Consider the following 25,560-nt stretch of genomic DNA (forward strand, 5'->3'; position numbering starts at 1 on the left):
TGGTAGAAAAAGCAGAGCAGGGATGACTTAGAATTTTCAGCAGAACGGGGTTTGCAACCCCATTCTGAATGTTTCAAGCCAACTTCACGGATTCAATAAACGTGCGAACGGATTTACAAAACCCGTTCGGCGGCGTTGTAGGAAAAACTTCGTGCTGAATGTCACTATCGTTGCAGATACGGATACGGGAGTGACCTATCGCCCAATGGTCTGACAAAAGTGTAAGCGGCTGGATTATTGACCAGAATGTCAAATGCTTGCGGGAACGCATCATGTGGCCTGGGTATTGACGCCAGCGCGATTAACGGCGATATGCCCACGACCAGTCCCGCGCCGGCGATGGTTACGGCCAAACCGATCGGTCGGTAAATCAGGATGTCCAGCAGCGTAAAACCCGGGTCTGCCTTGAAAGGACGCAGCACGTAATTAGGCGGTGGAGGTGGCAAATAGGCTGGGGGCGGCGCGTAGTAGGGATAGGGGGCTGCGGATTGATTTGTCACGGGCGGCGGATAGTTTCTGTCCGCTGTCTCTTGGGCAAAGAGGGGCGGGCTGATTGCCGCCGACATTACAAAAATGGCGCCATAGATATGCTTCATAATGTTTCGGACTCGGATTTGCATGATGCCGCCGAAGTTAGCCGAGTTTGCCACCAATGTCAAGCCAACCGTTCAGCACCGAACGCAACTCGGGCGGTTTGAAAAAATTCGATCCGCGCCGCCCAAATTTTTATCGGCTGCTATACTTGGATGTCAAAAACCCTATGATGCATAGAGTTATTGTCAAACGCAAGACGTGGTTGGGGGACAACATGATCAATGATATGAAGCCGGAAGACGTAGTCGGCGAATTCCGGGAAGTTACGCTAAATTTGTTCGGCGGCATGCAACGTAAAGTGTTATATACCGAGATCGAAACTCCCTATCCGGACGGCAAACTGATCGTGTCGACGACCGATCCGAGCGGGGTCATCACGCATGTGAATCAGTCTTTTGTTGAGATGTCCGGCTATACCGAAGCGGAGTTGATCGGTGCATCGCATTCGATATTGCGGCACCCCGACATGCCGCCGGCCGCCTTCAAAGACCTGTGGGATACGGTCAAAAGGGGCGAGAAATGGCAGGGCTTCGTCAAAAATCTGCGCAAGGACGGCGGCTATTATTGGGTTAAGGCGACCGTGATTCCGAATATTCGTAAAGGCGTGGTCGTCGGTTATACCTCGGTGCGCCGGAAACCTTCCCGCACGAAGGTGGAAGAATGCCGTAGGCTTTATCCCTCATTATTTTGATCAGGAAATTCCATGTCCTTTCTGTTTACCGTTAGTCCAGATTTTACGCCCGATCATCTGTCCGGCTGGTATATCTTCAATACCTGGCTGCAAAAGCAAACCGGCGTACCTATTCATTTGGAAATGTACAACGATTTCAACACGCAACGCGAGGCTATCGCTCAAAACAAGATCAGTCTGATCTATGCAAATCCCTATGATGCGGCGATGCTGGTCAGGGAAAAGGGGTTTCTCCCGCTGGTCAAGCCGGTCGGCGAATCCGACGAGGCGATCATTGCGGTCGGCGCGGGCAATCCTGTCGATGATGTGGCGGAGTTGACGCCGGGAGTCAAAGTGGCGTTTACCGACGATCCGGATGTCAAAATGATGGGCATGATCATGCTCGAACCGGGCGATCTGAATGCGCAAAACGTGCAAAGCCTGTCGTGCGATACCTATGTTCAGGTCGCCAAGCATTTGCTGCGTGGCGATGCCGATGTCGGCATCTTTCTGGCCGAAGCCTTCGATGATTTATCCGAGATGGTCAAGAAGCAGCTCACAATATTGGTGCGCAGCCAGATCAGCGTGATCCATCACTCGCTGATGATTGGGCCGGGACTGCTCGATCAACGCGAGAAGTTTCAGCAATATTTGATCGGAATGGCGGGCGACGAGAAAGGGTTGGGGGTTTTGGAAAGCCTGGGTTTCAAGGCTTGGGAAAAGGTCGATGACGAAGAGATGGAATTCATGATCGATCTGATGGATACCTTGAGCGTTTAACTTTGCAGAGTATTAAGGAAAGCGAGCATTTGGGAGTGATCTTGCCGGTTGTTCACAGGCACATCGCTAAGCGACATTTTTAAGCTCAAAAGCTTCAGGGGACATATAACCCAATTTTGAATTTGTAAACAACGCTAGAAATTCTTACACCTAAATCCTTCGCGACTTGCGGCACGCCATGCCATTTCGCCCGTTCCAAGGCTTGTTCTTTAAACTGCTGCGTATAGCGATTGCGTTTGGTGGATTCGGTTTCTAATTTGTTCGTTTTCATATGACTCCTCAGGGATAGAGATTATTCTTTTAGCTGAGTGCCTGTGAAATCGTGGCAAGATCATAAAGAAATTGCCGTTGGCTGATTTACATAATTCCAGTTGGCAACTTTGGACTGGAATACTCAATCCTGATGCCTATGCGCATCCGCAGGCAATTTGGCGAAGACAGGGTGATTGGCGAGTTGATAGCATTCAGGATAAAAAACGCCGCCCATATACAGGCCGTGGGGCGGGGCGGTGATGCCGGCCAGGGCGCGCTTCTTGACGTTCAGCAGTTCCCGTGTCCAGTCGACCGGCTGCTTGCGGGCCCCGATCGCGATCAGGGTGCCGGCGATATTGCGTACCATGTGGTGTAAAAACGCATTCGCGGCGATGTCCATGATCACGCGATCGCCCTCGCGGTACACCTCGACGAAATGCACTTGCCGAAACGGGCTTTTGGACTGGCAGCCCTGGGCGCGGAACGAGGAAAAATCGTGGTGGCCTATCAGGGATTGCGCCGCCCGGTGCATCAGGTCCGCGTCCAGCGGCGCATGGCACCAGGTCGTTTGCGTCGGCGTCAGCGCCGACTTGACCGGCCGGTTCAGGATGATGTAGCGGTAGAAGCGCGCGATCGCGCTGTAGCGCGCGTGAAAGTCGCCAATCGCCGGTTTTGCCCAGAGGATTCGCACGTCGTCGGGCAGGTGGGTGTTGCCGCCCATCACCCAGGAATACGATTCCCGTTCGGCTGTCGTGTCGAAATGCACGACCTGTTCGAGCGCATGCACGCCGGCGTCGGTCCGCCCCGCGCAAATCACGGTGACCGGTTCATTCGCGACTTTCGCCAGCGCCAGCTCCAGCGTGGATTGAATGCTGCGCTTTTCTGCTTGAGTTTGCCAGCCGCAAAAAGCGTTGCCGTCGTATTCGATGCCGAGGGCGATGCGCAAATGCCCTCTCCTGAGGGAGAGGGTTGGGTGAGGGGAAATTAAAGAATCACTCATTCTTATCCGTAATTTTTAAAATAGCCAAACGGATAGACTCAAGAACTCCTTCCAAATTATCTATCACATCATTATTCCAAAAGCGTATGACTTTGAATCCTCGTTGTTCAAGAAATATGTCGCGCTGGTTATCGTAGAGCTTTTGTTCGGTGTGCTGACTACCATCCAATTCGATGATTAGTTTTAGGTCGAGGCAAGCAAAATCGGCAATATAGGGAGCAATAGGGAATTGCCTGCGAAACTTATAGTTATAAAAACGGCGGTTGCGCAATTGTTGCCATAAAAGCTGCTCTACGTCTGTCTGGTCGCTTCTGAGCGATCTGGCTTTTTCTGTTAAATTCATAAGGTTGATGGTTTTGATTTCTCCTCACCCAACCCTCTCGGCAACTGCTCCTGCGTTGCTCTACTTGCCTGCATCCATGCAGGCATCCATTTGGAGAGGGCTTTTATCGCTCCCACTCTCTGCGTCACTGCCATTAAGTTAGAGCGGTTATCTCCCTCTCCCTCCGGGAGAGGGGCGGGGTGAGGGGAATAAAATAAGGAAAAATGCTTTATTTTGATCCCCTCATCCCAGCCTTCTCCCGGAGGGAGAAGGAGTGAGCTATCGTAACTTAACGACATTCTGGAGAGGGCTTGTTCCGCCCTGATATGTGTGAGCCGTGACTCATCAGGCCGCGTCAGTCTTCATGGATATAAACTTTGATTCCCGCTTCGACGCGGTCGAACAATTCCAGCACATCGGCATTGAACATCCTAATGCAGCCGTGCGATTCGGGTTTGCCCCGCATCAGTTCGTCCGGCGTGCCATGGATGTAGATATAACGCCAGGCGCTGTCGACTTCGCGGTAGCGGTTCTTGCCGGGTTCGAGGCCACCGAGCCAGAGGATGCGGCTCAGAATCCAGTCGCGCTCGGTGTTAAGGCGGCCGAGTTCAGGGCTGTAGATTTCGCCGGTCGGACGGCGACCCTTGAACACGGTATGGACAGGCTGATCCCGCCCGATTTTCGCGCGGACTCTATGCCAGCCTCTTGGCGTGCATTCGCTGCCTCTCCGCTCGCCGGGGCCGTTCTTAGCGGTCGAGACCGGATAAGTTTTAACAGCGTGGCCGTTCTCGATCAGCGCCATACATTGCTTGCCGATCGAAACGTCGAGGTAAAAATCGACCATTCCTATTTCACAAAAAGCGCCATCGACTCGACATGCCCGGTCTGCGGGAACATGTCCATCACCCCGGCCCTGACCAGCTTGTAGCCGAGTTCGTTGACCAGGATGCCCGCATCGCGCGCCAAGGTCGAGGGATTGCAGGACACATAGACGATCCTTTCCGGCTGCCATTTCTTGAAATACTTCAACACTTCGGAGGCGCCGGCCCGCGACGGGTCGAGCATAATTTTGTTGTATTTGCGGTTGAACCAGGGCTGGTCCGAGACGTCCTTGCTGAGGTCGGCCGCATAGAATTCGACGTTCTCGATGCGGTTGTGGCGGGCATTGTCCTTCGCATGGTTGACCAGCGGCTGATCGCCTTCGACGCCGATGACCCTGCCGGCATAACGCGCCATCGGCAAGGTAAAGTTGCCGAGGCCGCAGAACAGGTCCAGCACCGTGTCGTTTTCGTTCAGTTCCAAGGTGTCGAGCACCCGGTTGATCATCTGCCGGTTGATCTCGTAGTTGACCTGGGTGAACATCGCCGGGCGGAATTTGAATTCGATGGCCTGATCGGGCAGGGCATAGGTCGGAGTCACCCCCGGCTCGCCGTCGAGCGGCACGATCGAATCGGGGCCTTTCGGTTGCAGACAGATCGACACGCCGTGTTCGCGTGCGAACGCGCGCATCTTTTCCTTGTCGGCCTCGGTCGGCGGTTCCATCACGCGCACCGCGAGCACGCATTGCTCGTCACCGATCGCGACCTCGATCTGCGGTACTTTTTCGCGGATGCTGAGGCCCGAGATCATCTCGGACAGGTCGATCAGTTTCTCGCCGACGATCGGATGCATCACCATGCAGTTGTCGATCTCGGCCAGATAGGGGTGGCGGCGTTCGCGGAAGCCGACCAGGGTGCGGTTTTTCTTCGCGACATATTTGACGCCCATGCGCGCCTTGCGCCGGTAGCCCCAATGCGGCCCGGTCAACGGTTGCCAGAGTTCCGGCACCGGGACCTTGCCGATGCGTTTGAATTGCTCCTTCAGCAAGTCCTCCTTGATATGGATCTGCTCGGCCGCTTCGACATGCTGAAAGCTGCAACCGCCGCAGACGCCGTAATGCGGGCAGGCCGCTTCGCTGCGCGCGTCGGCGCGGGTGATCAGGTTCACGACCTTGCCCTCGGCAAAATCGCGGCGGATTTCGGTATAAACGAATTCGACTTCCTCGCCGGGCAGGGCCTCGTCGATGAACACGGCCTTGCCGTCCACATGGGTAACGCCGCGCCCGTCATGCGCGAGCGATTCGATCGTGACCCGGATCGGGGTTTCCGGCAGGGTTTTCTTTCTTGCTCTGTTTCCTGCCATTTCTTATTTCTGTTTCCAGCTTCCGTTCGAAGATTGAACCCACCAGCCGGCCTGGGCATTGCTTATCCAGCGCGCGGCGAAGGTCGATTTGATCTGTTCCAGCCATTCGGGATGGCCGTTCGCATTCGCGATCGCCTGATACAGGCTTTGCCGGTCCTTGTTTTCGGCCGCGACCAGTTTGGTCACCTGATTGCGTTCTTTCAGCGGCACGTTCGCGCCTTCCCTAACCGTCAAAAAGCCATCGGACTTGATGCCGATATAGCCGGCCGCGTAATTAGGCTGCAAGGCGGCGAAACGTTTTTCCATCGAGGCGCGCAGCTGCCGGATTTCGGCGCTGTCGATGCTCAAATCGGCTTCGGCGGCCTCGGCGTTCGAAATGAACGTGCCGACCGCAACATCGATCCAGCGGTAAAGTTCCGCATGATCCGCGTCCAGGGCGGATTTGGGCTCCGGCTTCGCCGGCGCGGCATTCTGAATGTCCTTGATGATTTCATCCGCGGCTTTCTCGGCCGCGGCGGCCGGAAAGTAGATATTGATCGTGACGCAGGCGGAGAGCAGCAGCGCGCCGAACAGCGAAAATTTTTTCATGGTTTCACCTTATTATTTGATAATGACTTGATCCGAGGTGGTAATGCGCTCCAGGCGCTCCATCAATACACTCCAGTCAACCCGAGGATTATAACCGATCACGTCGATTCTCGGCAGGCCGCCGCCCTTGATGATGCTGTAGCCGGTTGAGGTGGCCTCGATCCCCATCAACTGGCAGACGCCGTCATGCAGGTAGCAGCCGAGGCCGATCTTGTCGTAACCAAAGGTTTCGAAAAATTGCAAAAAACTGCGTGACAACAGATCGGCCGCGCCGCCGCCCCCGATGTTCGCGATATTCTGGACCGCTTTCTGGCTGATCCGGTGCCGGGAATCGTCGTCGTCCGGCGTGCCGAACCAGGCATAGAAACTGACCGGCCGCCAGTTTTCGAGTTGCAGATTCTTGACGAAGCCGGACATTTTTCCGGTAATGCCTCCGAACTGGAATTTGCCGGTCAACTGGTCGAGGTCCAGATGATCGACCTCGACCTCGGCGGACAATTTCGGTAAATCGCTGAACAGGCCCGAGGACGCCAGGTTCGCGATTCTGACCACGCCGTCGAAGACTTTGATCACTAATTCGCCGCCCAGTTTCAAGGTCTTGTCGCGGTATTCGATGCCCGGAATGTTGCCGCTGAGCGTGCCCGACAGCGGCGTCCAGTGCAGCGCGCTGGACAGGCGTTCGAGCGAAACATTGTTCAGGCTGCCTTCGAAATACACGTCGGGTTCGGTCTCCGGGTGTCCCTGGTAGTTGAAGCGCTTGATCGCGATTTTGCCGCCGAGGAAGGGCAATTGGGTTTTTTTCAGCAATTCGATTTGGTGAGCGCGGCTAGCGAATGACAGTTCGGCCGGGCCGATCGGCAGCGCATACAGCGATAATGCCTGCCAGCCGAGCGTCGATGGGATGGAAACGGCTGAATCGTTTGCCCAATGGATGGCTCCCTTGCCGCCTTCCGCTTTGATGCGGCCGCTTTCGTCCTGGACCGCAAGATCGGAGAAGCTTGCCGTAAGGCTCGTCAACCCTTGCTCGGTCAACGCCGCATCGGCTTTTGCCCTGCCTTGCAGCGACAGGCCTTCGAGTGCGGTTTGGGCGGCGAAAGGCTGTAAATACACCGACGAAAACGGCTTCAGATCGTCCGATTGCACAGACACCACGGCTTCAGTCAATTTGACTTGCGCGCCGAGTGCGAGCGTTGCGCGGCCGCTCATCAAGGCGGTGCCTGCATGATCGAAAGTAAAAGATTCGATGTCGACTCGTTGCCCTGTAGGACTCCAGATGCCTTCTCCGGTCAACTTGATCGCCTCCTTGCCCGCTTCGAGATAGACGGGTTCCTGATACAGAGCGCCGCCGGTCAATTGTCCGCTGAAGCGCCAACGCCAGAGCCCGTCGGCATGGGCCGCATGGAGCTGCCCGATGGACGACAGCGCTTCGGTCGCGGTCTTGCTGTCCGCCGTTTGCAGGGTGAGGCTGTCGGTGCTGGCGTTCAGGTCGAATTCGTCTATTTCGCTTTGTTCGCCTGAAATAGTCAGCGCCAGATCAATCTCGCCGTTTTTGATTTCGGCGGGAAGGAAACCGAGCTGTTTTTGCAGCAGCACGCCGTCGAGCCTTGCCGCCTTCAGCCTGACCTGCCAGCGCATCGCCTGTTCGCTTAGTTCGGCATCGACCGTGCCGCCGAACAGACGGAGATTGGTGATTTTTGCGCGGCTGGATTTTTCGCCGAGCCGAAACGAAAAATCTGCTCCAGGCGAGCGCCAGTGTTTGGAATCGATCCGCGCCTTGCCTCGCTCGCAGACGACTTGATTGTTGCCCCAAGTGAATGAGGTACAGCGGATGTTGGCGAGTTTGAGGTCGTCTAACGGTTTCGGCAGACTCAGTTTGCCGATCGTCAGAACCAGTTGCTGGCGGCGCTCGGGAAGATCGCTCAACGCGATTTTTATGCCTTCGAATTTCCATCCTTGCGCATGCAGCGCACCGACATCGAGCGCGATGTTGTCGAGCGCGCCGCTGTCGGCGCTGAACCCCAGCAGGATCAGCCATCCGGCCAAGGTCAGTAGCCTTGGCGAGGCCCTCCGGCGCTCAGTCTGGAAACACGCCCGTCGATAAATACCGGTCTCCCCGGTCGCAGATGATCGCGACGATGACTGCATTCTCGACTTCCTTCGCCAGTTGCAGCGCCGCATACACCGCGCCGCCGGAGGATACGCCCGCGAAGATGCCTTCGATCGCGGCCAGGTCGCGCGTGGTCTGTTCGGCAGACCGCTGATCGACCAGGATGATCCGGTCGACGCGGCTCAGGTCGTAAATCTTCGGCAGGTATTCCTCGGGCCAGCGGCGGATGCCCGGAATCTTCGATTCGCCTTCCGGCTGCACGCCGATGATCTGGATCGAAGGATTTTTCTCCTTCAGAAACTTCGATGTGCCCATGATCGTGCCGGTCGTGCCCATCGAACTGACGAAGTGGGTCACAGTCCCTTGCGTGTCGCGCCAGATCTCGGGGCCGGTGCCTTCGTAATGCGCGCGCGGATTGTCGGGATTCGCGAACTGGTCGAGAATCCGGCCTTCGCCGTTCGCTTCCATCTGGCGGGCCAGATCGATCGCGGCTTCCATGCTGCCGGCGGCCGGCGTCAGGATGATGTCGGCGCCATAGGCCTTCATCGACGCGCGGCGCTCGGCGCTCATGTTGTCGGGCATGATCAGGGTGATCTTGTAACCCTTGATCGCGGCGGCCATCGCGAGCGCGATGCCGGTGTTGCCGCTGGTTGCCTCGATCAGCCGGTCGCCGGGCTTGATCTCGCCTCTTTCTTCCGCGTGTTGAATCATGCTCAACGCCGGACGGTCCTTGACCGAACCGGCCGGATTGTTGCCTTCCAGCTTGACCAGGATCGTATTGCTGTTCGGTCCGGGCAGGCGCTGCAAGCGGACCAGCGGGGTATTGCCGACGAAGGCTTCGATGGTGGGATAAGTCATGTGTGATGGGGTCAATTGCAAAAAATTCGGCGAATTATCCCATAAAACGGCCGGAACAGCCGATCGGAATTTAACGGTGCGTCCGGGCGGACGCGGAGGCAGGCGGGTGACTTTGAAAAGGTCAGGACGGGTTATTCAACCCGTCCGTAACGTTTTATAGCTCAACGGCTGTTTTGCAATGCCGCGATCCGCTCTTCCAATGGCGGATGGCTCATGAACAGGCGCATCACGCCGCCGCCGTTGATGCCGAAAGCGGCCAATTGATCGGGCAGCGCGGAGGGCTCATGGCTGCGCTGCAAGGCGCGCAATGCGCCGATCATCTTCTGGCGTCCGGCCAGCGCTGCGCCGCCCGCATCGGCGCGGAATTCGCGGCGGCGGGAGAACCACATCACCAGCATCGAGGCGAGGATGCCGAGCACCAACTGCGCGGCTATCTGCGTAATATAATAAGCCGGACCGTAACCGCGCTCGGTCTTGAACACCACCCGATCGACCACATGGCCGATGATCGTCGCGAAGAAATACACGAAGGTGTTCACGACGCCCTGCATCAACGCCATCGTGACCATGTCGCCGTTCGAGACATGGGTGATTTCGTGGCCGAGCACCGCTTCAACCTCATCCGCGCTCATCGTTTCGAGCAGGCCGGTGCTGACCGCGACCAAGGCGCTGTTCTTGCTCATGCCAGTCGCGAACGCATTCGCTTCATGCTGCTGAAACATGCCGACTTCCGGCATGCCGATATTGGCCTGTCTGGCGAGGCGGGCGACCGTATCGACCAGCCATTTTTCGGTCTGATTTTGCGGTTGTTCGATCACATACACGCCCATCGCGTTTTTCGCGGACCATTTGGACATCGCCAGCGAAATGAACGAGCCGCTCATGCCGATCACCGCGGACATGATCAACAGCGCGTTCAGGTTCAGATTGACGCCTCGGGCATCGAGGGCGCCACTTAAACCCAGCACGTTGAAAACGATACTGACCACGATCAGTATCGCGACATTGGTCGCTAAAAACAGAAAAATTCGCATCATGGTGTTTGCCTTTATGACAAGTTGGGATGTTGACAAAATAGGGATTGAATAAATGAATTCAATACGGGTCAGAGTGATAATATACAAATAAAGTTTAACCCGAGGTAAGGTTTGATGAATGCCCTGATAAGCATAGCCAGATCGGTCGTGTTGCCGATACTACTCGTCAGTTTTTGGTTTCCCGCCTGCGCGCGGCAACTGACGCCCGAGCAGGTGATTGCGGGACTGCATGTGCCGCCGGGTTTTACGGTCTCTCTCTATGCGCACGATCTGCCGAATGTACGCAGTCTCGCGCTCGGCGATGACGGCGTCGTGTATGCGGGATCCGGCGCATCGGGCAAGGTGTATGCGCTGCAGGACAAGGACAATGACGGCCGCGCCGATGTGCGCGCGGTGATCGCGGAGGATTTGACGATGCCGAACGGCGTGGCCTACAAGGATGGCGCGCTCTATGTCGCTGAAATCAGCCGGATCATCCGCCTCGACCATATCCAGCAACATCTGAAAAATCCGCCAAAACCGACCGTGGTTTATGACAAGCTGCCGACCGACAAGCATCACGGCTGGAAATATTTGCGTATCGGCCCCGACGGCAAGGTTTATACCGCGGTCGGCGCGCCCTGTAATATCTGCGATCCGGAAAGTCCCTACGCATCTCTGGTCAGGATGAATACGGACGGCAGCGATTTTGAAATCATCGCGCGCGGCATCCGCAACACGGTCGGCTTCGACTGGCAACCGGGAACGGATGCGCTGTTTTTCAGCGACAACGGCCGCGATTATCTCGGAGACGATCTGCCGCCGGAGGAGCTGAACCGCTGGAGTCAGGTCGGCGAGCATTTCGGTTATCCCTATTGCCACGGCGGAGAGGTGGTCGATCCGGATTTCGGCAAGGGCAGGAAGTGCGCCGACTATACGCCGCCTGTCTGGAAGTTCAATGCGCACACTGCCCCGCTCGGCATCCGTTTCTACCGCGGCACACAGTTTCCGGAGCATTACCGTAACCAGTTGTTCGTCGCCCAACACGGCTCCTGGAACCGCTCCGAGCCGGACGGTTACCGGGTCGCACTGGTGAATTTTAAGGATGGCAAAGCGGTCAGCGAGGAAGTCTTTATCGACGGCTGGTTGAGCAAAAATCAAACGGTGTTCGGCCGGCCGGTCGACATTCTGATCCTGCCTGACGGCAGTTTGCTGATCAGTGACGATCATCTTGGCGTGATCTACCGGGTGCAATACCAAACGAAAAAATGAACAAGACGTTTGAAATTATCAGCAAGGAAACCGGCTATGCGGGTTTTTTTCGCCTCGAAAAATATCGGCTCAGGCACACGCTGTTCGCCGGCGGCTGGAGCGGCGAGATCGAGCGCGAACTGTTCGGGCGCGGCAAATGCGTCGCGGTGTTGCTTTATGATCCGGAACGGGACGAGGTCGTGCTGATCGAGCAATTCCGGATCGGCGCGATCGGCTGCCCGGAACGGGCCTGGTTGATCGAAATCGTCGCCGGCGCGATCGAGGAGGGCGAAACCGCCGAGGACGTCGCATACCGGGAGGCGGAAGAAGAAGCCGGCTGCTTGATCGAGGAGTTGATCGAAGTGATGCGCTTCTATACCTCGCCGGGCGGCTATGCGGAAATGATCACGCTGTTTTACGGCAGGATCGACAGCCGGCAGGTCGGCGGCATCCACGGTCTCGATCATGAGGACGAAGACATCCTGGTGCGGCCGGTGTCTTTCGCTGAGGCCTGGCGGTTGCTCGAAAGCGGCGCGATCGAGTCCGCGATTCCGATTCTGGCGCTGCAATGGCTGGCATTGAATCGGGAGCGGCTTCGGGAGAAATGGAGTCGATAGTTCGGAGGCAAGGCTCAAGCCTAAAGCGTGAGAAGCCATGAGCTTTTCTCATCTTGTGAATTAAGTTTAACTGGAATCAATGAGGCCATTCATTTATAGAGAGTGGATGTATTGCGTGCTAAACCTATTTCGTTATACACAACTCTGAATTTCCCGCATAGCGCGAATCGCCCCTGGCGAAGTTCATGATGCGCTGAAGGCCAGTATATCGGCATCACCGGGACCCGTGAGAACGACGGCAAAGTCTTCGATCACATTCGCCCTGGTGTAATGGTCCCTTTTTGAGGGCTATAACCAGTCCCCTGACTACATTGATTATATAAACAGAAACAGCTTGAAAAAAGCAACAATGTATGCAATTTTACACAAGAAAAAACGAATAAAAGCGGACTTTATAGCCGTTTTGATCATTCTCATAGTTGAGGGAAAGAGGATAATGAAACTTAAAAATAAATCTCGGTCACTTCGGCTACTGCAAAAACAAGCTTTTGTTATTGTTTCTGTTGGAGTCATCAACCCGGTTTTCTCGGCTCCTGATAATCAGGGGAAGGAGTTTGTATTGGGGTTTATGGAAAACTACCGGGACGATGGCAAACCAAGCACTATAAGCCTTTACCTAACAGGTCCTAAAGCCACGACAGTGACCGTGCAAGGGGCTGGATTTGGCCCAGAGACTTTTTCTGTCGTTCCGGAAACGATAACGCCAGTCACTTTGCCGGTATCAATACGCGCTACGGGGAGTGGGAAGATTGAAAACAAAGGTTTGATCTTGTCCGCGCCTGATGAGTTTGTCGTCTACGGTTTAAATCAAAAAGTATTTACAACCGACGCTTATTTGGGCTTGCCAACCGACGTGGCTGGCACCGAATATATCGTGCCATCGATGCCTAACTCAAAGACATCATTAACGAGCGAGCTACAAATCATCGCCCAGCAAGATGGAACAGAAGTCACTGTTACGCCCCACGATGCGACGATCGGAGGGCCCGATGTAAAATCAATAAAGGCTGGAAAATCGGCTCGTTTTACCTTGAATCGGTTGCAGAGCGTACAGTTCAAAGCAAAAGGCGGCATAACGGCGGATCTGACTGGGTCTGTGATTACCTCGTCCAAACCGATTTCTGTATTCGGCGGTCATCAATGTGCAATTGTGCCAAATAAAGCATTGGCATGCGATCATTTGGTAGAGCAAATCCCGACAACAAATACGTGGGGAACGTCGTTTTTGACTATACCTTTAGCAACCCGGAAAGACGGCGATATTTTCCGAATTTTGGCATCGAATGACGGAACCACAGTGAAAATTGACGGCACGACGGTTGCCCAGCTGAAAAGAGGACAATTTAAGCAAGTCGATCTGGCTTCCGGCTCATTTCATGAAATTACGACCAGCGGACCGGCGATCGTTATCCAGTATTCAAAAGGCACATCTGCCGATCAAGTGGTTTCCGATCCATTCATGATGATGATTCCTCCGACTGCGCAGTTTGCTTCCGATTATATCGTCAGTACACCGCCTGAAGCGCCGGTTGCCTTTAATAACTACATCAACATTGCGGCGCCTACAGGCCAATTGGAGGGCATGCGCCTGGATGGAGCACCTATTGCCACGCCATTTACGGCAATAGGGTCGACAGGATATTCAGGAGCCCAAGTACCGGTCGGCATTGGTGCGCATACGATCAATCATCTCTCGCCGATTGTGCCTTTTGGAGTTTATTCCTATGGTTTTGCGTCCTCCGACTCATACGGCTATCCGGGTGGTCTTAGGCTGGCGAATATTGTGGATCGGTGCACCCCAACAGCAACCGTTCTAGGCGATGGGATTGACAACGACTGTGACGGCAGGATTGATGAGGAACTGTTTAACAAAATTGATGACGATGGTGATGGTAGAATTGACGAAGATTTGGCGAAAGCCAAGTCGCCAGTGGCCATTATCGGCGGGCCTTATACGGTAAATGAGGGCAGTTCTATTACGCTTAATGGCGCCAATGCAGATCCTGATCCTAACGGAGATGAATCGACGTTCGAGTGGGATCTTGACAACGATGGAGTATTTGAAACAACGGGCGCGAACCCTACGTTTACGGGTATAGATGGCCCTTCTGTGCATACGGTGACACTACGAGTGACGAATTCAGGTGGTTCGGCGGAGGCTTCAACTACAGTGACGGTTATGAACGTGGCGCCAATGATTACTGGCTTAACAACAGGCGCCAATTCATCCTGCCAAGCCACAAATCATTTGATGGTGAATTTTTCTGATCCGGCACTGCTCAATGATACCTATAGCGCTAAAATTGACTGGGGTGACGGCAGTAGTATTGAAACCATCAATGGTATTACCAGCGGTGCCGTCCTCAGCCATGCTTATGCACAAGCAGGTTCTTATACTGTTTCGGTGACTGTATCCGATGAAGATGGTGGAATATCCGCTCCGGTGAATGCAACGCTGGTAATGAGTTCGACTTCTACCCTTACAATTGACCCAGGAACGTTCTGTGCATTGTCTTTCGGAGAGTCCAGCGATTTATTTGCCAAGCTGACAGTTTATTTCTCGGATTCTGCGGGATGCAATAAAAACTACAGGGCTACAGTTGCTTGGAGTGACGGGAGTAATGAAACCGTTCAAGGCATAATATCTGGTGATTTCGTCGAACATGATTTTGTGGCGGCAGGGGCAACAGGGGACTCATTTCCTTCTGCGACGGTTGTAGTATCTGATGGGAGCGGAGGTCAATCTGCGCCTAAAGGAGTTGAGTGCTTTTTTACAGACTGATTAATAAATCCTGAGAGGCTAATTTGTCATTTCGGTTGATAAAATGACACGATTGCATGCTTTAATCTCATTTGCGTTGTCATTCATCTGAATGAATGTAATTTATAAACCAGCGTTTTTCAAGCGAACCGCTCAGTAGGAGCCTTTCCTGTTGAGCGGATTTTTTATAGGCCAATGTTCACGATTTTTTTGACACGGACTCGATATTAGATTTTCGTGGATTCAACTAACAAGTGCAATTCGGACGGCTTAGAAGATTTAGGGGGGGGGCAACGCCATCACGATTAGAGTTTAATGTTGTCAGACTCCTCTTCGAAAGTTCTAGAGGAATATCTGGATGTGTGATTCAATCACGGCTATGTCTTGTATCTATTAATTTTGAAAAATCATAGATACAAGAGCCCTGCTAGGGGATTAAGGCAAGGAGTCGCAGTATCAAAATTCAGCACGCAGACCGGCGCTGATCGAATGTTCTGAAATATTAGCCCGTCCAACCATCGCTTCATAGAACAAAAAAGCGGATGTGCCATGAGTGAATGTTGCCGATAAACCCGCGCCCAGGTTCGCGAAATTGCGGCTAGAGCCGTCGCTGGCATTGCTGAAAGGTGTTTGTTGGGTTGGGACGCTGCTGAACTGCCAGTTCAGCGGTCTGCTGCCGTCGTGAAACTCGTGTACCCATTCTGCTCTGGTCGTTGGCATCAAAACACCGAATGAAGTGCTGATGGCATAGGACAGTTGTCCGCCTAACGCAGTTTGCAGCGAGTCGGCATTTTGTTTGTCAATCGTCGCAAGGCTGCCAAAACCAGACGCGCCCGGATTGCTCGGATTTTCTTGATAGCCGTCTATCTGAACGTTTTGGTAGCTGACCCGTCCATAAGGGCCATAAGTCAAACCTTGATCATGAAAATCGTAGCCACCGGTAATATTGAATGAATAATCATTGCCTTGGGTTTTTCCTTTGGCTGTTTGATTAAATCCAGGCAATTGGATGTTTCTGCGTGTGTCGAAATCGTTCCAGCCACCGGAAAATATGCTGTCGAGATAAAAATCATCGTTGTAGTAGGTGCTGTAAAGCGAAAAGCTGTAACCGTCCAGATTGAGATCTCCTCTTGAGGCATCAAAATCGGATTTTATCGAGTTATATCCGAAGGTGCCGCCGAAGACGAAATTATCGGTAAAGCGGTAGTCGACACCGGCGGTTACGCCTTGACTATCGTATCCAAAGCCTAGTTCGCGATTTGTTCCATTCTTATCGCCGACCCCAAAGTTGCCATTAACGAATACCCCAAGTTTGTCGAACGGGCTTTCTTTGTCTCCACTGGCTCCGCCGCCGAACTGCTGCCCGGATAGCTGAGACAATGAGGATGGTAAAAGCTGGGAGGTCGAATTGCCATTCAGTCCGCTGACGTCAATGCCGCCAGTGGCGCCGCGTCGCAAGAGCGTCAGCCGGTTTTTTACATTGCGAAACTGCTGGTTTGCAACGGAAAACGCGAGGGTCGTTTGTGCAAGAGCCTGAAATGGAGTCAGTTGGTCGCCGGCATTTGGAGATTGACACGTCGAAACAAGATCTTGTTGTGCTGAAGTCAGTGAAAGTTCGCTTTGAACAAGATCGCTTAAGGCTGCGGTACATGGATCCTGGGCAGCATAAACTTCGGAGCTGACGAAGGATAACCCTGTAGTCAAAATTCCATAACCGATGCATCGAACTAATTTAGGCATAACCGCACCCCCCAAATAAACCTGTTTAAAATTCATGATATTACTCAAGCTGAAGATTCTACGTTCTAAGTCCTTTTCGACGCCTTTTATTATTGTACTTAAGAATTAAATCGCTAAGTTGAATTGCTGTCAAGCACAAAATTCCTAAAAATCAAAGCGGTATTAGTTCTTGTTAGCAAAATGTATAAAGAATTATTTGTTTATGTGGTTGAATTTCGGGTTTTTAACATGCTGCCGAAACGATAGTTGTATTATCACGTGCTCCCCATGCCAAAGCCAGTTCGAGTGATTCGGGCACGGCCTGCTCGGGTGAGATTGAATTCAAGATGGCTTCAATTTCGCGGCCGCCGCTTTCCTTATTCAAGCCGTCGCTGCAGGGCGGATAGATGTCGTCGGGTGTGGTCTCGTGAATTTGAGCTTTGATACTGTAGTCGTTCGCGAGCATTTGCGCGGCGTAATTATGATCGCCCGTGAACTGCGTTAATTAACCCCCGTGATGCAGATAAATCCAGTTTCAGCAGAATCATAAACAAATGCTATTTGATGGTTGGTTAAACGCATCGCAGTCGAACGGCAATGGCTGACGCTGAACCCGAGGCCGATTGCGGCTGCAGTGGAGCCAATAGCTTGGAGCAGCGAAAACAGAAGTTGCATGATTCGGCAACAAGCCTGATAGTCGCCGCGACAGGGGAAAAGCAGGGCTCAACTTTTTCCTTTTAATTAAGAATCAACTCGATTACTATACTTAGATGCTTCACCGTCTATACTTAGACGCTTCACCGTCTCAACGTACTGAACAGGCGATTTATGGCTGACTTGGATGAGTTGCTCAAAGAAGTTTCACCCGATGCTCCCTGTGGGGAATATTTGGAGTACGATCCGGCATACTTGGAGTTAGCCAAGGATATCCAGGGCAAGCCGGAGGACTCCATCACCGGCGAAAAGGCGCAGCCGCCGAACTGGCGCGACATTCAAAAAGCATCTCTGGCGATCTTGCAACGGAGTAAAGACCTACAGGTCGCCGTCTATCTGGCGAGAGCGCTGATTCCACTTGAAGGCGTGCCGGGTTTTCGGGACGGTTTGGCGTTATTGCTGGGCTTGCTAGAGCAGTATTGGGATCACATTCATCCCATACTGGACCCGGACGACAATCTCGATCCGACCGTCCGCATTAACATCCTCGAGGAGTTGAATAATTTCGATTCCGTTCTCAGACCCTTGAATCTCGCGCCGCTGGCGGACTCTAAGCTGGTCGGCCGTTATAATTTACGCGATATTCACATCGCGACCGACAAGATCGCTCCACTCGCAGGGGAAACAAAACCCGATTTGAGCGTCATCAAAGCCGCTTTTCAGGATTTGCCTCCCGAAACCGTCAAGTTCATGTACCAAGCCATTACTGAAAGCGCAGACTTGGTCAAGCGACTCCAGTCCTTTGTCAATGGCAAGGTGGGGGTCGGCAACGGCGCGGATTTGTCAGGTCTGGCTTCGCTTTTGAAAGACATGCAGTCTGTTTATGATCAATATTCGACGATTGCAGCGTTGGTAGCCGCGGAGGCGTTACCCGGCGAAGAAGAGCAAACTGATGAACAGCTTGCGCCGGGAGAAGCCTCGCCCCGTAAGCAAGCCGTCGGTGTTGGCGGCATCAATTCGCGCCAGGATGTTTTAAAAGCCCTGGATCTGATGTGCAAATATTATGCGGAATCGGAGCCGTCGAGCCCAGTCCCGATTTTGTTGCAGCGCGCAAAGCATCTCGTGACCGCCGACTTTATGGCAATCCTGCAAAATTTATTGCCGGATGCGGTTGCTGGAATGGATCAGATCAAAGGCCCGGAGTCGAAAGAATAATTATTTTTTATCAAACAAAAGTGGAGGATGGGATATGGCCGAAAGTAGTCAAAAGTTTATCCAAAGAAACCGCGCGCCTCGTGTGCAGATTGAATATGATGTTGAAGTCTACGGTTCGCAGAAGAAAGTACAACTGCCTTTCGTGATGGGGGTGCTCTCGGATTTGTCGGGCAAGCCGTCCGATCCCTTGCCTCCGGTCTCGGATCGCAAGCTGCTTGAAATCGACGTCGATAATTTCGACGACAGGCTCAAAGCGATGAAGCCGCGGGTGGCTTTTCCGGTATCGAATACCTTGACCGGTGAAGGCAATCTGAGTGTCGACATTACCTTCGAAAGCATGGACGATTTTTCACCGGCCGCAGTTGTCAAAAAAGTGGCGGGCCTGGACAAGGTGCTCGAGGCTAGACAACAGCTTGCGAATTTGATCACCTATATGGATGGGAAAACCGGCGCGGAAGAATTGATCGGTAAATTGATCAACGATCCAGCTTTGTTACAGTCGCTGGTAGCATCGGCAAAACCCGCCGACCCCAAGAGTGACGCCGCGTCTTCAGAAAGCACCGGAGATTGATCATGGCGGAATTGGAAAGTCAAAGTAAACAAGGCGCGACAGAAACCCTGGAGCTTGATGAGTTCTCCTCGCTGCTGTCCAAGGAATTCAAGCCGGGCACCGAGGCGGCCAATCAGGTCAATTCTGCCGTATCCACGCTGGCGCAATACGCGTTGCAGGATGTATCGAAGATATCCGACGATACGATTGCCAGCATTCAGGCGATTATTGCCGGTCTCGATCAAAAAATCTCCGAGCAGCTCAATCTGATCATACATCATCCCGATTTCCAAAAGCTCGAAAGCGCGTGGCGAGGATTGCACTATCTGGTCAACAACACCGAAACCGACGAGCAGCTCAAGATCCGTGTTTTTAATATTTCGAAAAACGAGTTGGGAAAAACACTGAAGAAATTCAAGGGCACCGCCTGGGATCAAAGTCCGCTCTTCAAAAAGCTCTACGAAGAGGAATTCGGCACCTTTGGCGGCGAACCCTTCGGCTGCCTGGTTGGCGATTTTCATTTCGATCATAGCCCGCCGGATGTTGAATTGCTGGGTGAAATGGCGAAGATCAGCGCGTCTGCGCACACACCGTTCATTTCCGGTGTGGCGCCCACGGTCATGCAGATGCAAAGCTGGTCCGAATTAGCCAATCCACGCGATTTGACCAAAATTTTTACTACCCCTGAATATGCGTCATGGCGTTCATTGCGGGACTCCGAAGACGCGCGATACCTGGGTTTGGCGATGCCACGCTTTTTGAGCCGTTTGCCGTACGGCGCGAAAAGCGATCCGGTCGAAGAGTTCAATTTTGAAGAAGATACCGCGGGCGCCGATAGCAGCAAATATACCTGGTCCAATGCAGCCTATGCAATGGCGGTCAATATTAATCGTTCGTTCAAATTGTATGGATGGTGCTCGCGGATTCGCGGCATCGAATCCGGCGGCGCGGTCGAAGGTTTGCCGGTGCATGCGTTCCCGACCGATGACGGCGGCGTCGATATGAAATGCCCGACTGAAATCGCGATTACCGACCGGCGCGAGGCGGAACTGGCCAAAAGCGGTTTCATGCCGCTGATCCACAAGAAAAACACCGATTTTGCGGCGTTTATCGGCGCGCAATCGCTACAAAAGCCTGCCGAATATGAAGACCCGGATGCGACTGCCAATGCGAATCTGGCGGCGCGCCTGCCCTATCTGTTTGCAACCTGCCGCTTTGCGCATTATCTGAAGTGTATGGTGCGCGACAAGATCGGTTCATTCAAAGAGCGAGACGAGATGGAGCGCTGGCTCGGCACGTGGATCAATCAATATGTCGATGGCGATCCGATTAACTCCAGTGAAATTACCAAAGCCAAAAAACCTTTGGCGGCGGCGGAGGTGGTTCTCGAAGAAATCGAAGGCAATCCAGGTTATTACAGTGCGAAGTTTTTCCTTAGACCGCATTATCAACTGGAAGGGCTGACGGTCTCGTTGCGTTTGGTTTCGAAATTGCCTTCAGCAAAAGGCGGCAGTTAAGTAGGCGCGGGATGCTTTCCGATTTGCGGAAGAAGCGATTTTAAAATGTTTTTATACTCAACATCACATAGTAGGAGATTAAAATGGCTGTAGATATGTTTATCAACATGGGCGAGAAAATCAAGGGAGAGACCAAGGATGCCGCCCAGAAAGCGGCGGGCGATATCGATATTCTCGCCTGGTCCTGGGGGATGTCGCAATCAGGTTCGTTTCATATAGGCGGCGGCGGCGGCGCCGGCAAAGTCAATATCCAGGATATTTCGATTACCAAATGGGTCGATAAGGCGACTCCTGCAATCATGTTGCATTGCTGCGGCGGAACGCACATCCCTCAGATGGTTTTGCTTTGCCGCAAAGCCGGAGAAACACAGCAAAAATACATCGAAATCACGCTGAAAAAATGTATCATCACCTCGGTTTCAACCGGCGGCAGCGGCGGCGAAGATCGGTTGACCGAGAATGTGAGTATCAATTTTGCCGAAGTCAAGTTTGAGTACTTCATGCAGGATGATAAAGGTGTTACCGCATCCGCCGGGGTATGCGCCTGGAATATCGAAGAAAACGTCAAATCAGGCTAAACCGTTCCGAAAAAATGACCGGGCATTTTTTGCCCGGTTCTTTTTTATTGCCATCTAAGGATTATCCGCCGTGAGCGCCGAATCAAGTTTGCAAATGGGCGATTTGGATGAATCGCTGAAACAGTTACAGGACCAAATCAGAAAAGATTCCGCCAATCCGAAAAAAAGGGTTTTTCTCTTTCAGTTGCTGGCGGTAATGGGCAATTGGGAAAGAGCGCTGGCCCAACTGAATGTCGCAGGCGAATTATCTGCCGAGAATTTTCCTATGGTTCAGACCTACCGCGAAACGATTCGTTGCGAGTTGTTGCGGGATAAGGTGTTCAAGGCGCAAACAACGCCGATCATGTTCGGCGAGCCGCAGCAATGGCAGGCTCTATTGCTGGAATCCTTGAAGCTGGCCACGGCAGGCAACTATGAAGAAGCGTTGCGGATCAGGGATCAGGCCTATCAGCAGGCGCCGACGGTGGGCGGCACGATTAACGGCGAACCTTTTCAATGGCTGGCCGATACCGATACCCGTTTGGGACCTGTGCTGGAACTGATCGTGAACGGCAAATATTACTGGGTGCCCTGCACCAATATTCAAAAACTGGTGATTGATGCGCCGGTCGATTTACGCGACCTGGTTTGGCTGCCCGCCCAGGTCACCTGGGTGAACGGCGGCGGCGCTGCCTGCTTCATTCCCGCGCGTTATCCCGGTTCGGACGTGTCGGAAGACGCCGACATCCGGTTGGCACGCAAGACCGAATGGATGGAGCCGCATGCAGGCCATGCATTCGGTCTCGGCCAAAAGGTCTTGGCAACGGACAGTCAGGATTACGCTCTGTTCGAAATTCGGGAACTGGTTTTTAATGCACCGGGAACCTAAAGCATCATGGCCGAATTGATAAGCCAGGAGCGTCTGCAGCCGTCTTTATTGGATCGGCTGACCGACGACGCTCCGGACAAGTCAGCCGAAAGCCGGGAGCAGAGGGTGTTGTCTTTGCGTCAGTTGCGGCAAAGCGTCCTGCGCGATTTGAGCTGGCTCTTGAACACAGCGGCATTCGATACCATGGTCGATTTGACGGATTATCCTTTTGTCGCGCGTTCGGTGATCAATTACGGTACGCCGTTATCTTCCGGCACGTCTGTCAGCAGCATGGACGTGGTAAAAATCGAGCGCAAGATCAAACAGGCGGTCATCGATTTTGAACCGAGGATTATTGCCGATTCGCTGATTGTCAAGCTGGTTGCCGACGAGAAAAAAATGAATCAGCATGCGGTCGCCTTCACGATCGAGGGCGAGCTATGGGCGCAGCCGCTGCCGACGCATTTGTTCATCCGCAGCAGCTTCGACCTGGAAACGGGAGAGGTGACGGTAAAGGATCTGGGAGGTTAGGGTATGGATCCCCGCTTGTTGAATTATTACAACCGCGAGCTTCAGCATGTCCGTGAAATCGGCGCTGAATTTGCCGCCGAATATCCCAAAATCGCCGCTCGCTTAGGGCTGGATACATTCGAGTGCGCCGATCCGTATGTGGAGCGTCTTTTCGAAGGCTTTGCGTTCATGGCTGCGCGCGTGCAACTCAAAATCGATTCCGAGTTTCCAAATTTTACTCAGAATCTGTTGGAGATTGTTTATCCGCATTATCTGGCGACGACGCCGTCGATGACCGTGGTCGAATTCAAGCCTGATTTGACCGAGTCAGGCCTGGCCGAAGGCTGTTTGATTCCCAAGGGTACATCGCTGCGCAGCCAGATCGGCAAAGGCGAGCAGACCGCTTGCGAATATCAAACCGCCCACCCGCTGCAATTATTTCCGCTGGAGGTACACCAAGTCGAGTACCTGCCTACTCTGGCAGCGGTTTCCGCCAGTGGTCTCTCTTCCGCCAAACACTTGATCAATGTCAAGGCCGCGATTCGTATCGTGCTGCGCAGTACCGCCGATATACGCTTCAATAAAATGGCGCTGAACAAGCTCTCGCTTTTTTTGCGCGGCGCCGGCGGCATCCCTTACCGCCTGTATGAGCAATTTTTGGCAAATACCCAGGCGATTGCCTGCAAGTTTCCGAAAAACGGTTCTGTTCACGTGGAATATACCGGCGGCGCGGGGCTCGCACGCGGCATGGGCTTTGCGGAAGACGAAGCCATGCTCCGCAACACCCCGCGTTCGTTTGATGGCTACCGAATGCTGCAGGAATATTTTGCTTTTCCTGAGCGTTATTTATTCGTCGAGCTGTCCGGTCTGGAACCTTTGATAAGACAATGCGAAGGCAATGAACTGGAACTGTTCGTATTGTTGGACCGCAGTGACACGAACCTGATCCATGCGCTGGATAAATCCAATCTGGCGCTGTTTTGCGTGCCGGCTATCAATCTGTTTCAGAAGCGTACCGACCGCATTCACGTCGATCCCCGCCAATCCGAATATCATATCGTGGTGGACCGCACCCGACCGATGGATTATGAAATATTCAGCGTCGAGCAAGTGATCGGCTATGGCAATCAGAAATATACCGAACAGACTTTTCTGCCTTTTTACGGCTCGCGAAGCGCTTATCAAAGCCAGGCGGAAAAGGCTTTTTATACGCTGAACCGCCGAAAACGGGTATTGTCTTCGAAGCAACGCCGCGAAGGCATCCGTTCCAGTTACATTGGCAGCGAATTGTTCATTTCTCTGGTCGATGCGGAGCAGGCGCCGTTTTCACCGGAGATCACGATGTTGGGTATGGAGACGCTGTGCACAAACCGAGATTTGCCGTTGGTCATGCCCGTCGGAATCGGCGATACCGATTTTACATTACAAATCAGTGCGCCGGTAAAATCGATCCGTTGCATCGCAGGGCCGACTCGGCCGTTGCCAGCCGCTTATGAAGGAGATAGCGTCTGGCGTTTGATCAGTCATCTTTCACTGAACTACCTGTCGTTGGTCGATACCGATGCCAGGCAGGGCGCCGAAGCTTTACGTGAGTTATTGAGCCTCTACGCCGATCAGCGCGATTCTGCGAAAAGAAAACAGATCGAAGGCGTGGTGTCTGTCAGTTCGAAAAATGTGGTCAGACGCATCGATATGAAAGGACCTATCGTCTTCGGGCGGGGGCTGGAGGTTTCGTTGCTGCTCGACGAGTCGGCGTTTGAAGGGGGGGGCTATTTTTTGATGGGCAAGGTGTTGGAACAATTCTTTGCAAACCATGTTTCGATCAATTCGTTTATCGAAACCGTGGTTCGTTCAACCGATCGCGGTGAGGTAGCCAAATGGCCGGCGAGAATCGGACGTCGTCACATTTTCTGATCGGCGAGCTTGAAAAAGCGGCCTATCGTTTCGATTTTTTCGAAGCGTTGCGTTTGCTCGAAACGCAGAATCCCGACCAGCCTAAACTGGGCACCAGTCTCAAAGCCAGCGACGATCCGGTACGCCTCGGCCAGGAGCCGGAACTACAGTTTCCGCCATCCTCCTTATCTTCCTATACCTTCGATGGCGGCGCCGCGCCGCGGTTGGGGGTGCACTTTTTCGGCCTATTCGGTCCGAATGGCGCCTTGCCGTTGCATTTGACCGAATATGCCAGAGATAGGCTCAGAAATTATCACGACTCGACCTTTGCCGCTTTTGCGGACATCTTTCACCACCGGATGCTCTGCCTTTTTTATCGGGCTTGGGCGAACTCCCGCCCGGAAGTGGCGTATGACCGGCCCGACTCCGATCGCTTCCCGTTTTATGTCGACGCTTTGCTGGGCCTCAGCGGTAAAGCATTCCACGGCCGCGACGCGTTGTCCGACCGGGCCAAGCGGTTTTATGCAGGACGATTCTCCCAGCACGCCAAAAATCCCGATGGATTGCAGGCGATCATTGCGGACATTTTGTCTCTGAATGTTCAAATCGAGGAATTTGTCGGCGAGTGGATGGAAATCCAACAAGACGAACATACTCGTCTGGGCTTCTCGCCGGAAGTCGCGACCTTGGGGCAATCGACCTTGCTTGGCGCGTATGTCTGGGGTTGCCAGCACAAATTCAGATTGATATTGGGCCCGTTGCCGCTGAAGCAATATTTGGCTCTGTTGCCTGGCGCTGACGCGTTGGCGCAATTGACAGCGATCGTGCGGAATTATGTCGGCGATGAATTCGTTTGGGATGTCAATCTGATTCTGGAACATGACCAAGTGCCTGAGGAAATGTCGCTCGGGCAGTCCAAGGCAGCGCATGCCTTCTGCATGAACGGCGCGGCCCAGTTGGGCTGGAGCATGTGGCTCGGACCACGGTCCGATCGGCGCGATGCCGATGACTTGATGCTAAATCCGTTTATCAAACTAGGCGCGGTTTGATGAATACTCCATAAAACCAATCATAACCGAG

At 53.4% G+C, this 25,560-nt stretch carries 26 protein-coding genes; 13 read left to right on the top strand and 13 right to left on the bottom strand.

The annotated features are described in order from the left end of the window. Positions 1–164: 164 nt before the first annotated feature. On the bottom strand, positions 165–596 hold the full coding sequence (locus tag U2W12_RS09635; RefSeq protein ID WP_326500464.1) for a hypothetical protein: 432 nt from the start codon (positions 594–596) through the stop codon (positions 165–167). Positions 597–808: 212 nt separating this feature from the next. Between U2W12_RS09635 and U2W12_RS09640 the strand changes: the two genes are divergently transcribed. Then, entirely contained in the window at positions 809–1,285 is a 477-nt protein-coding gene (locus U2W12_RS09640) for a PAS domain-containing protein (RefSeq protein ID WP_326500521.1), read from the top strand. A 12-nt stretch (positions 1,286–1,297) separates the two neighbouring features. Beyond that, positions 1,298–2,044 (top strand): phosphate/phosphite/phosphonate ABC transporter substrate-binding protein, encoded by a 747-nt coding sequence (locus U2W12_RS09645; RefSeq protein ID WP_326500465.1) that lies wholly within the window; start codon positions 1,298–1,300, stop codon positions 2,042–2,044. A gap of 94 nt (positions 2,045–2,138) precedes the next feature. Here U2W12_RS09645 and U2W12_RS09650 read toward each other — a convergent pair whose 3' ends face one another. From U2W12_RS09650 to htpX, 9 genes are all read right to left on the bottom strand, one after another. Then, entirely contained in the window at positions 2,139–2,315 is a 177-nt protein-coding gene (locus U2W12_RS09650; RefSeq protein WP_326500466.1) for a hypothetical protein, read from the bottom strand. A 123-nt stretch (positions 2,316–2,438) separates the two neighbouring features. Continuing rightward, entirely contained in the window at positions 2,439–3,242 is an 804-nt protein-coding gene (gene truA / locus U2W12_RS09655) for a tRNA pseudouridine(38-40) synthase TruA (protein ID WP_326500467.1), read from the bottom strand. Positions 3,243–3,288: 46 nt separating this feature from the next. Further along, complete coding sequence (locus tag U2W12_RS09660) at positions 3,289–3,639, bottom strand: endonuclease domain-containing protein (RefSeq protein ID WP_326500468.1); 351 nt, start codon at positions 3,637–3,639, stop codon at positions 3,289–3,291. A 334-nt stretch (positions 3,640–3,973) separates the two neighbouring features. Next, positions 3,974–4,462, bottom strand: a complete 489-nt coding sequence (locus U2W12_RS09665; protein ID WP_326500469.1) for a L,D-transpeptidase — start codon at positions 4,460–4,462, stop codon at positions 3,974–3,976. Positions 4,463–4,464: 2 nt separating this feature from the next. Continuing rightward, entirely contained in the window at positions 4,465–5,799 is a 1,335-nt protein-coding gene (gene rlmD / locus U2W12_RS09670) for a 23S rRNA (uracil(1939)-C(5))-methyltransferase RlmD (protein WP_326500470.1), read from the bottom strand. A 3-nt stretch (positions 5,800–5,802) separates the two neighbouring features. Next, positions 5,803–6,387: a YdbL family protein gene (locus U2W12_RS09675; protein WP_326500471.1), complete on the bottom strand. Its 585-nt coding sequence runs from the start codon at positions 6,385–6,387 to the stop codon at positions 5,803–5,805. A 12-nt stretch (positions 6,388–6,399) separates the two neighbouring features. After that, on the bottom strand, positions 6,400–8,430 hold the full coding sequence (locus tag U2W12_RS09680) for a C4-dicarboxylate ABC transporter (RefSeq protein WP_326500472.1): 2,031 nt from the start codon (positions 8,428–8,430) through the stop codon (positions 6,400–6,402). A gap of 31 nt (positions 8,431–8,461) precedes the next feature. Then, entirely contained in the window at positions 8,462–9,352 is an 891-nt protein-coding gene (gene cysM, locus U2W12_RS09685) for a cysteine synthase CysM (RefSeq protein ID WP_326500473.1), read from the bottom strand. Between the two features lie 161 nt (positions 9,353–9,513). Beyond that, the gene (htpX, locus tag U2W12_RS09690; protein WP_326500474.1) at positions 9,514–10,389 is read right to left on the bottom strand and encodes a protease HtpX; all 876 of its coding nucleotides are present in this window, start codon (positions 10,387–10,389) and stop codon (positions 9,514–9,516) included. Between the two features lie 114 nt (positions 10,390–10,503). On the opposite strand from htpX, the gene U2W12_RS09695 reads away from it, so the two are divergent. The 3 genes from U2W12_RS09695 to U2W12_RS09705 all read left to right on the top strand — a co-directional run bounded on the left by U2W12_RS09695 (position 10,504) and on the right by U2W12_RS09705 (position 15,018). Further along, positions 10,504–11,640 (top strand): PQQ-dependent sugar dehydrogenase, encoded by a 1,137-nt coding sequence (locus tag U2W12_RS09695; RefSeq protein ID WP_326500475.1) that lies wholly within the window; start codon positions 10,504–10,506, stop codon positions 11,638–11,640. Further along, positions 11,637–12,236 (top strand): NUDIX domain-containing protein, encoded by a 600-nt coding sequence (locus tag U2W12_RS09700; protein WP_326500476.1) that lies wholly within the window; start codon positions 11,637–11,639, stop codon positions 12,234–12,236. The genes U2W12_RS09695 and U2W12_RS09700 overlap by 4 nt, the downstream gene beginning before the upstream one ends. A 334-nt stretch (positions 12,237–12,570) precedes the next feature. Next, entirely contained in the window at positions 12,571–15,018 is a 2,448-nt protein-coding gene (locus U2W12_RS09705; RefSeq protein ID WP_326500477.1) for a PKD domain-containing protein, read from the top strand. A gap of 435 nt (positions 15,019–15,453) precedes the next feature. Here the strand turns inward: U2W12_RS09705 and U2W12_RS09710 are convergent, their stop codons facing one another. From U2W12_RS09710 to U2W12_RS09720, 3 genes are all read right to left on the bottom strand, one after another. Continuing rightward, on the bottom strand, positions 15,454–16,773 hold the full coding sequence (locus U2W12_RS09710) for an autotransporter outer membrane beta-barrel domain-containing protein (RefSeq protein WP_326500478.1): 1,320 nt from the start codon (positions 16,771–16,773) through the stop codon (positions 15,454–15,456). 187 nt (positions 16,774–16,960) lie between these two features. Beyond that, a complete protein-coding gene (locus U2W12_RS09715; RefSeq protein ID WP_326500479.1) occupies positions 16,961–17,182 on the bottom strand; it encodes a hypothetical protein in 222 nt (73 codons plus the stop codon). Between the two features lie 35 nt (positions 17,183–17,217). After that, positions 17,218–17,391, bottom strand: coding sequence for a hypothetical protein (locus tag U2W12_RS09720; RefSeq protein WP_326500480.1), 174 nt, complete (start codon positions 17,389–17,391; stop codon positions 17,218–17,220). A gap of 153 nt (positions 17,392–17,544) precedes the next feature. Here U2W12_RS09720 and tssA point away from each other — a divergent pair, with 153 nt between their 5' ends. From tssA to tssG, 8 genes are all read left to right on the top strand, one after another. After that, on the top strand, positions 17,545–18,585 hold the full coding sequence (gene tssA / locus U2W12_RS09725) for a type VI secretion system protein TssA (RefSeq protein ID WP_326500481.1): 1,041 nt from the start codon (positions 17,545–17,547) through the stop codon (positions 18,583–18,585). Between the two features lie 34 nt (positions 18,586–18,619). Next, entirely contained in the window at positions 18,620–19,156 is a 537-nt protein-coding gene (gene tssB / locus U2W12_RS09730; RefSeq protein WP_326500482.1) for a type VI secretion system contractile sheath small subunit, read from the top strand. A gap of 2 nt (positions 19,157–19,158) precedes the next feature. After that, entirely contained in the window at positions 19,159–20,652 is a 1,494-nt protein-coding gene (gene tssC, locus U2W12_RS09735; RefSeq protein WP_326500483.1) for a type VI secretion system contractile sheath large subunit, read from the top strand. 83 nt (positions 20,653–20,735) lie between these two features. After that, positions 20,736–21,230, top strand: a complete 495-nt coding sequence (locus U2W12_RS09740; protein ID WP_326500484.1) for a type VI secretion system tube protein Hcp — start codon at positions 20,736–20,738, stop codon at positions 21,228–21,230. Between the two features lie 70 nt (positions 21,231–21,300). After that, positions 21,301–22,098, top strand: coding sequence for a type VI secretion system accessory protein TagJ (locus tag U2W12_RS09745; protein ID WP_326500485.1), 798 nt, complete (start codon positions 21,301–21,303; stop codon positions 22,096–22,098). Positions 22,099–22,104: 6 nt separating this feature from the next. After that, positions 22,105–22,608, top strand: a complete 504-nt coding sequence (gene tssE, locus U2W12_RS09750; RefSeq protein ID WP_326500486.1) for a type VI secretion system baseplate subunit TssE — start codon at positions 22,105–22,107, stop codon at positions 22,606–22,608. A 3-nt stretch (positions 22,609–22,611) separates the two neighbouring features. Then, a complete protein-coding gene (tssF, locus tag U2W12_RS09755; RefSeq protein WP_326500487.1) occupies positions 22,612–24,501 on the top strand; it encodes a type VI secretion system baseplate subunit TssF in 1,890 nt (629 codons plus the stop codon). Further along, positions 24,465–25,529: a type VI secretion system baseplate subunit TssG gene (tssG, locus tag U2W12_RS09760; RefSeq protein WP_326500488.1), complete on the top strand. Its 1,065-nt coding sequence runs from the start codon at positions 24,465–24,467 to the stop codon at positions 25,527–25,529. Before tssF ends, tssG begins: the two co-directional genes overlap by 37 nt. The last annotated feature ends 31 nt before the right edge of the window (positions 25,530–25,560 follow it).

Source organism: Methylomicrobium sp. Wu6 (genome assembly GCF_035916875.1).
Lineage (GTDB): Bacteria > Pseudomonadota > Gammaproteobacteria > Methylococcales > Methylomonadaceae > Methylomicrobium.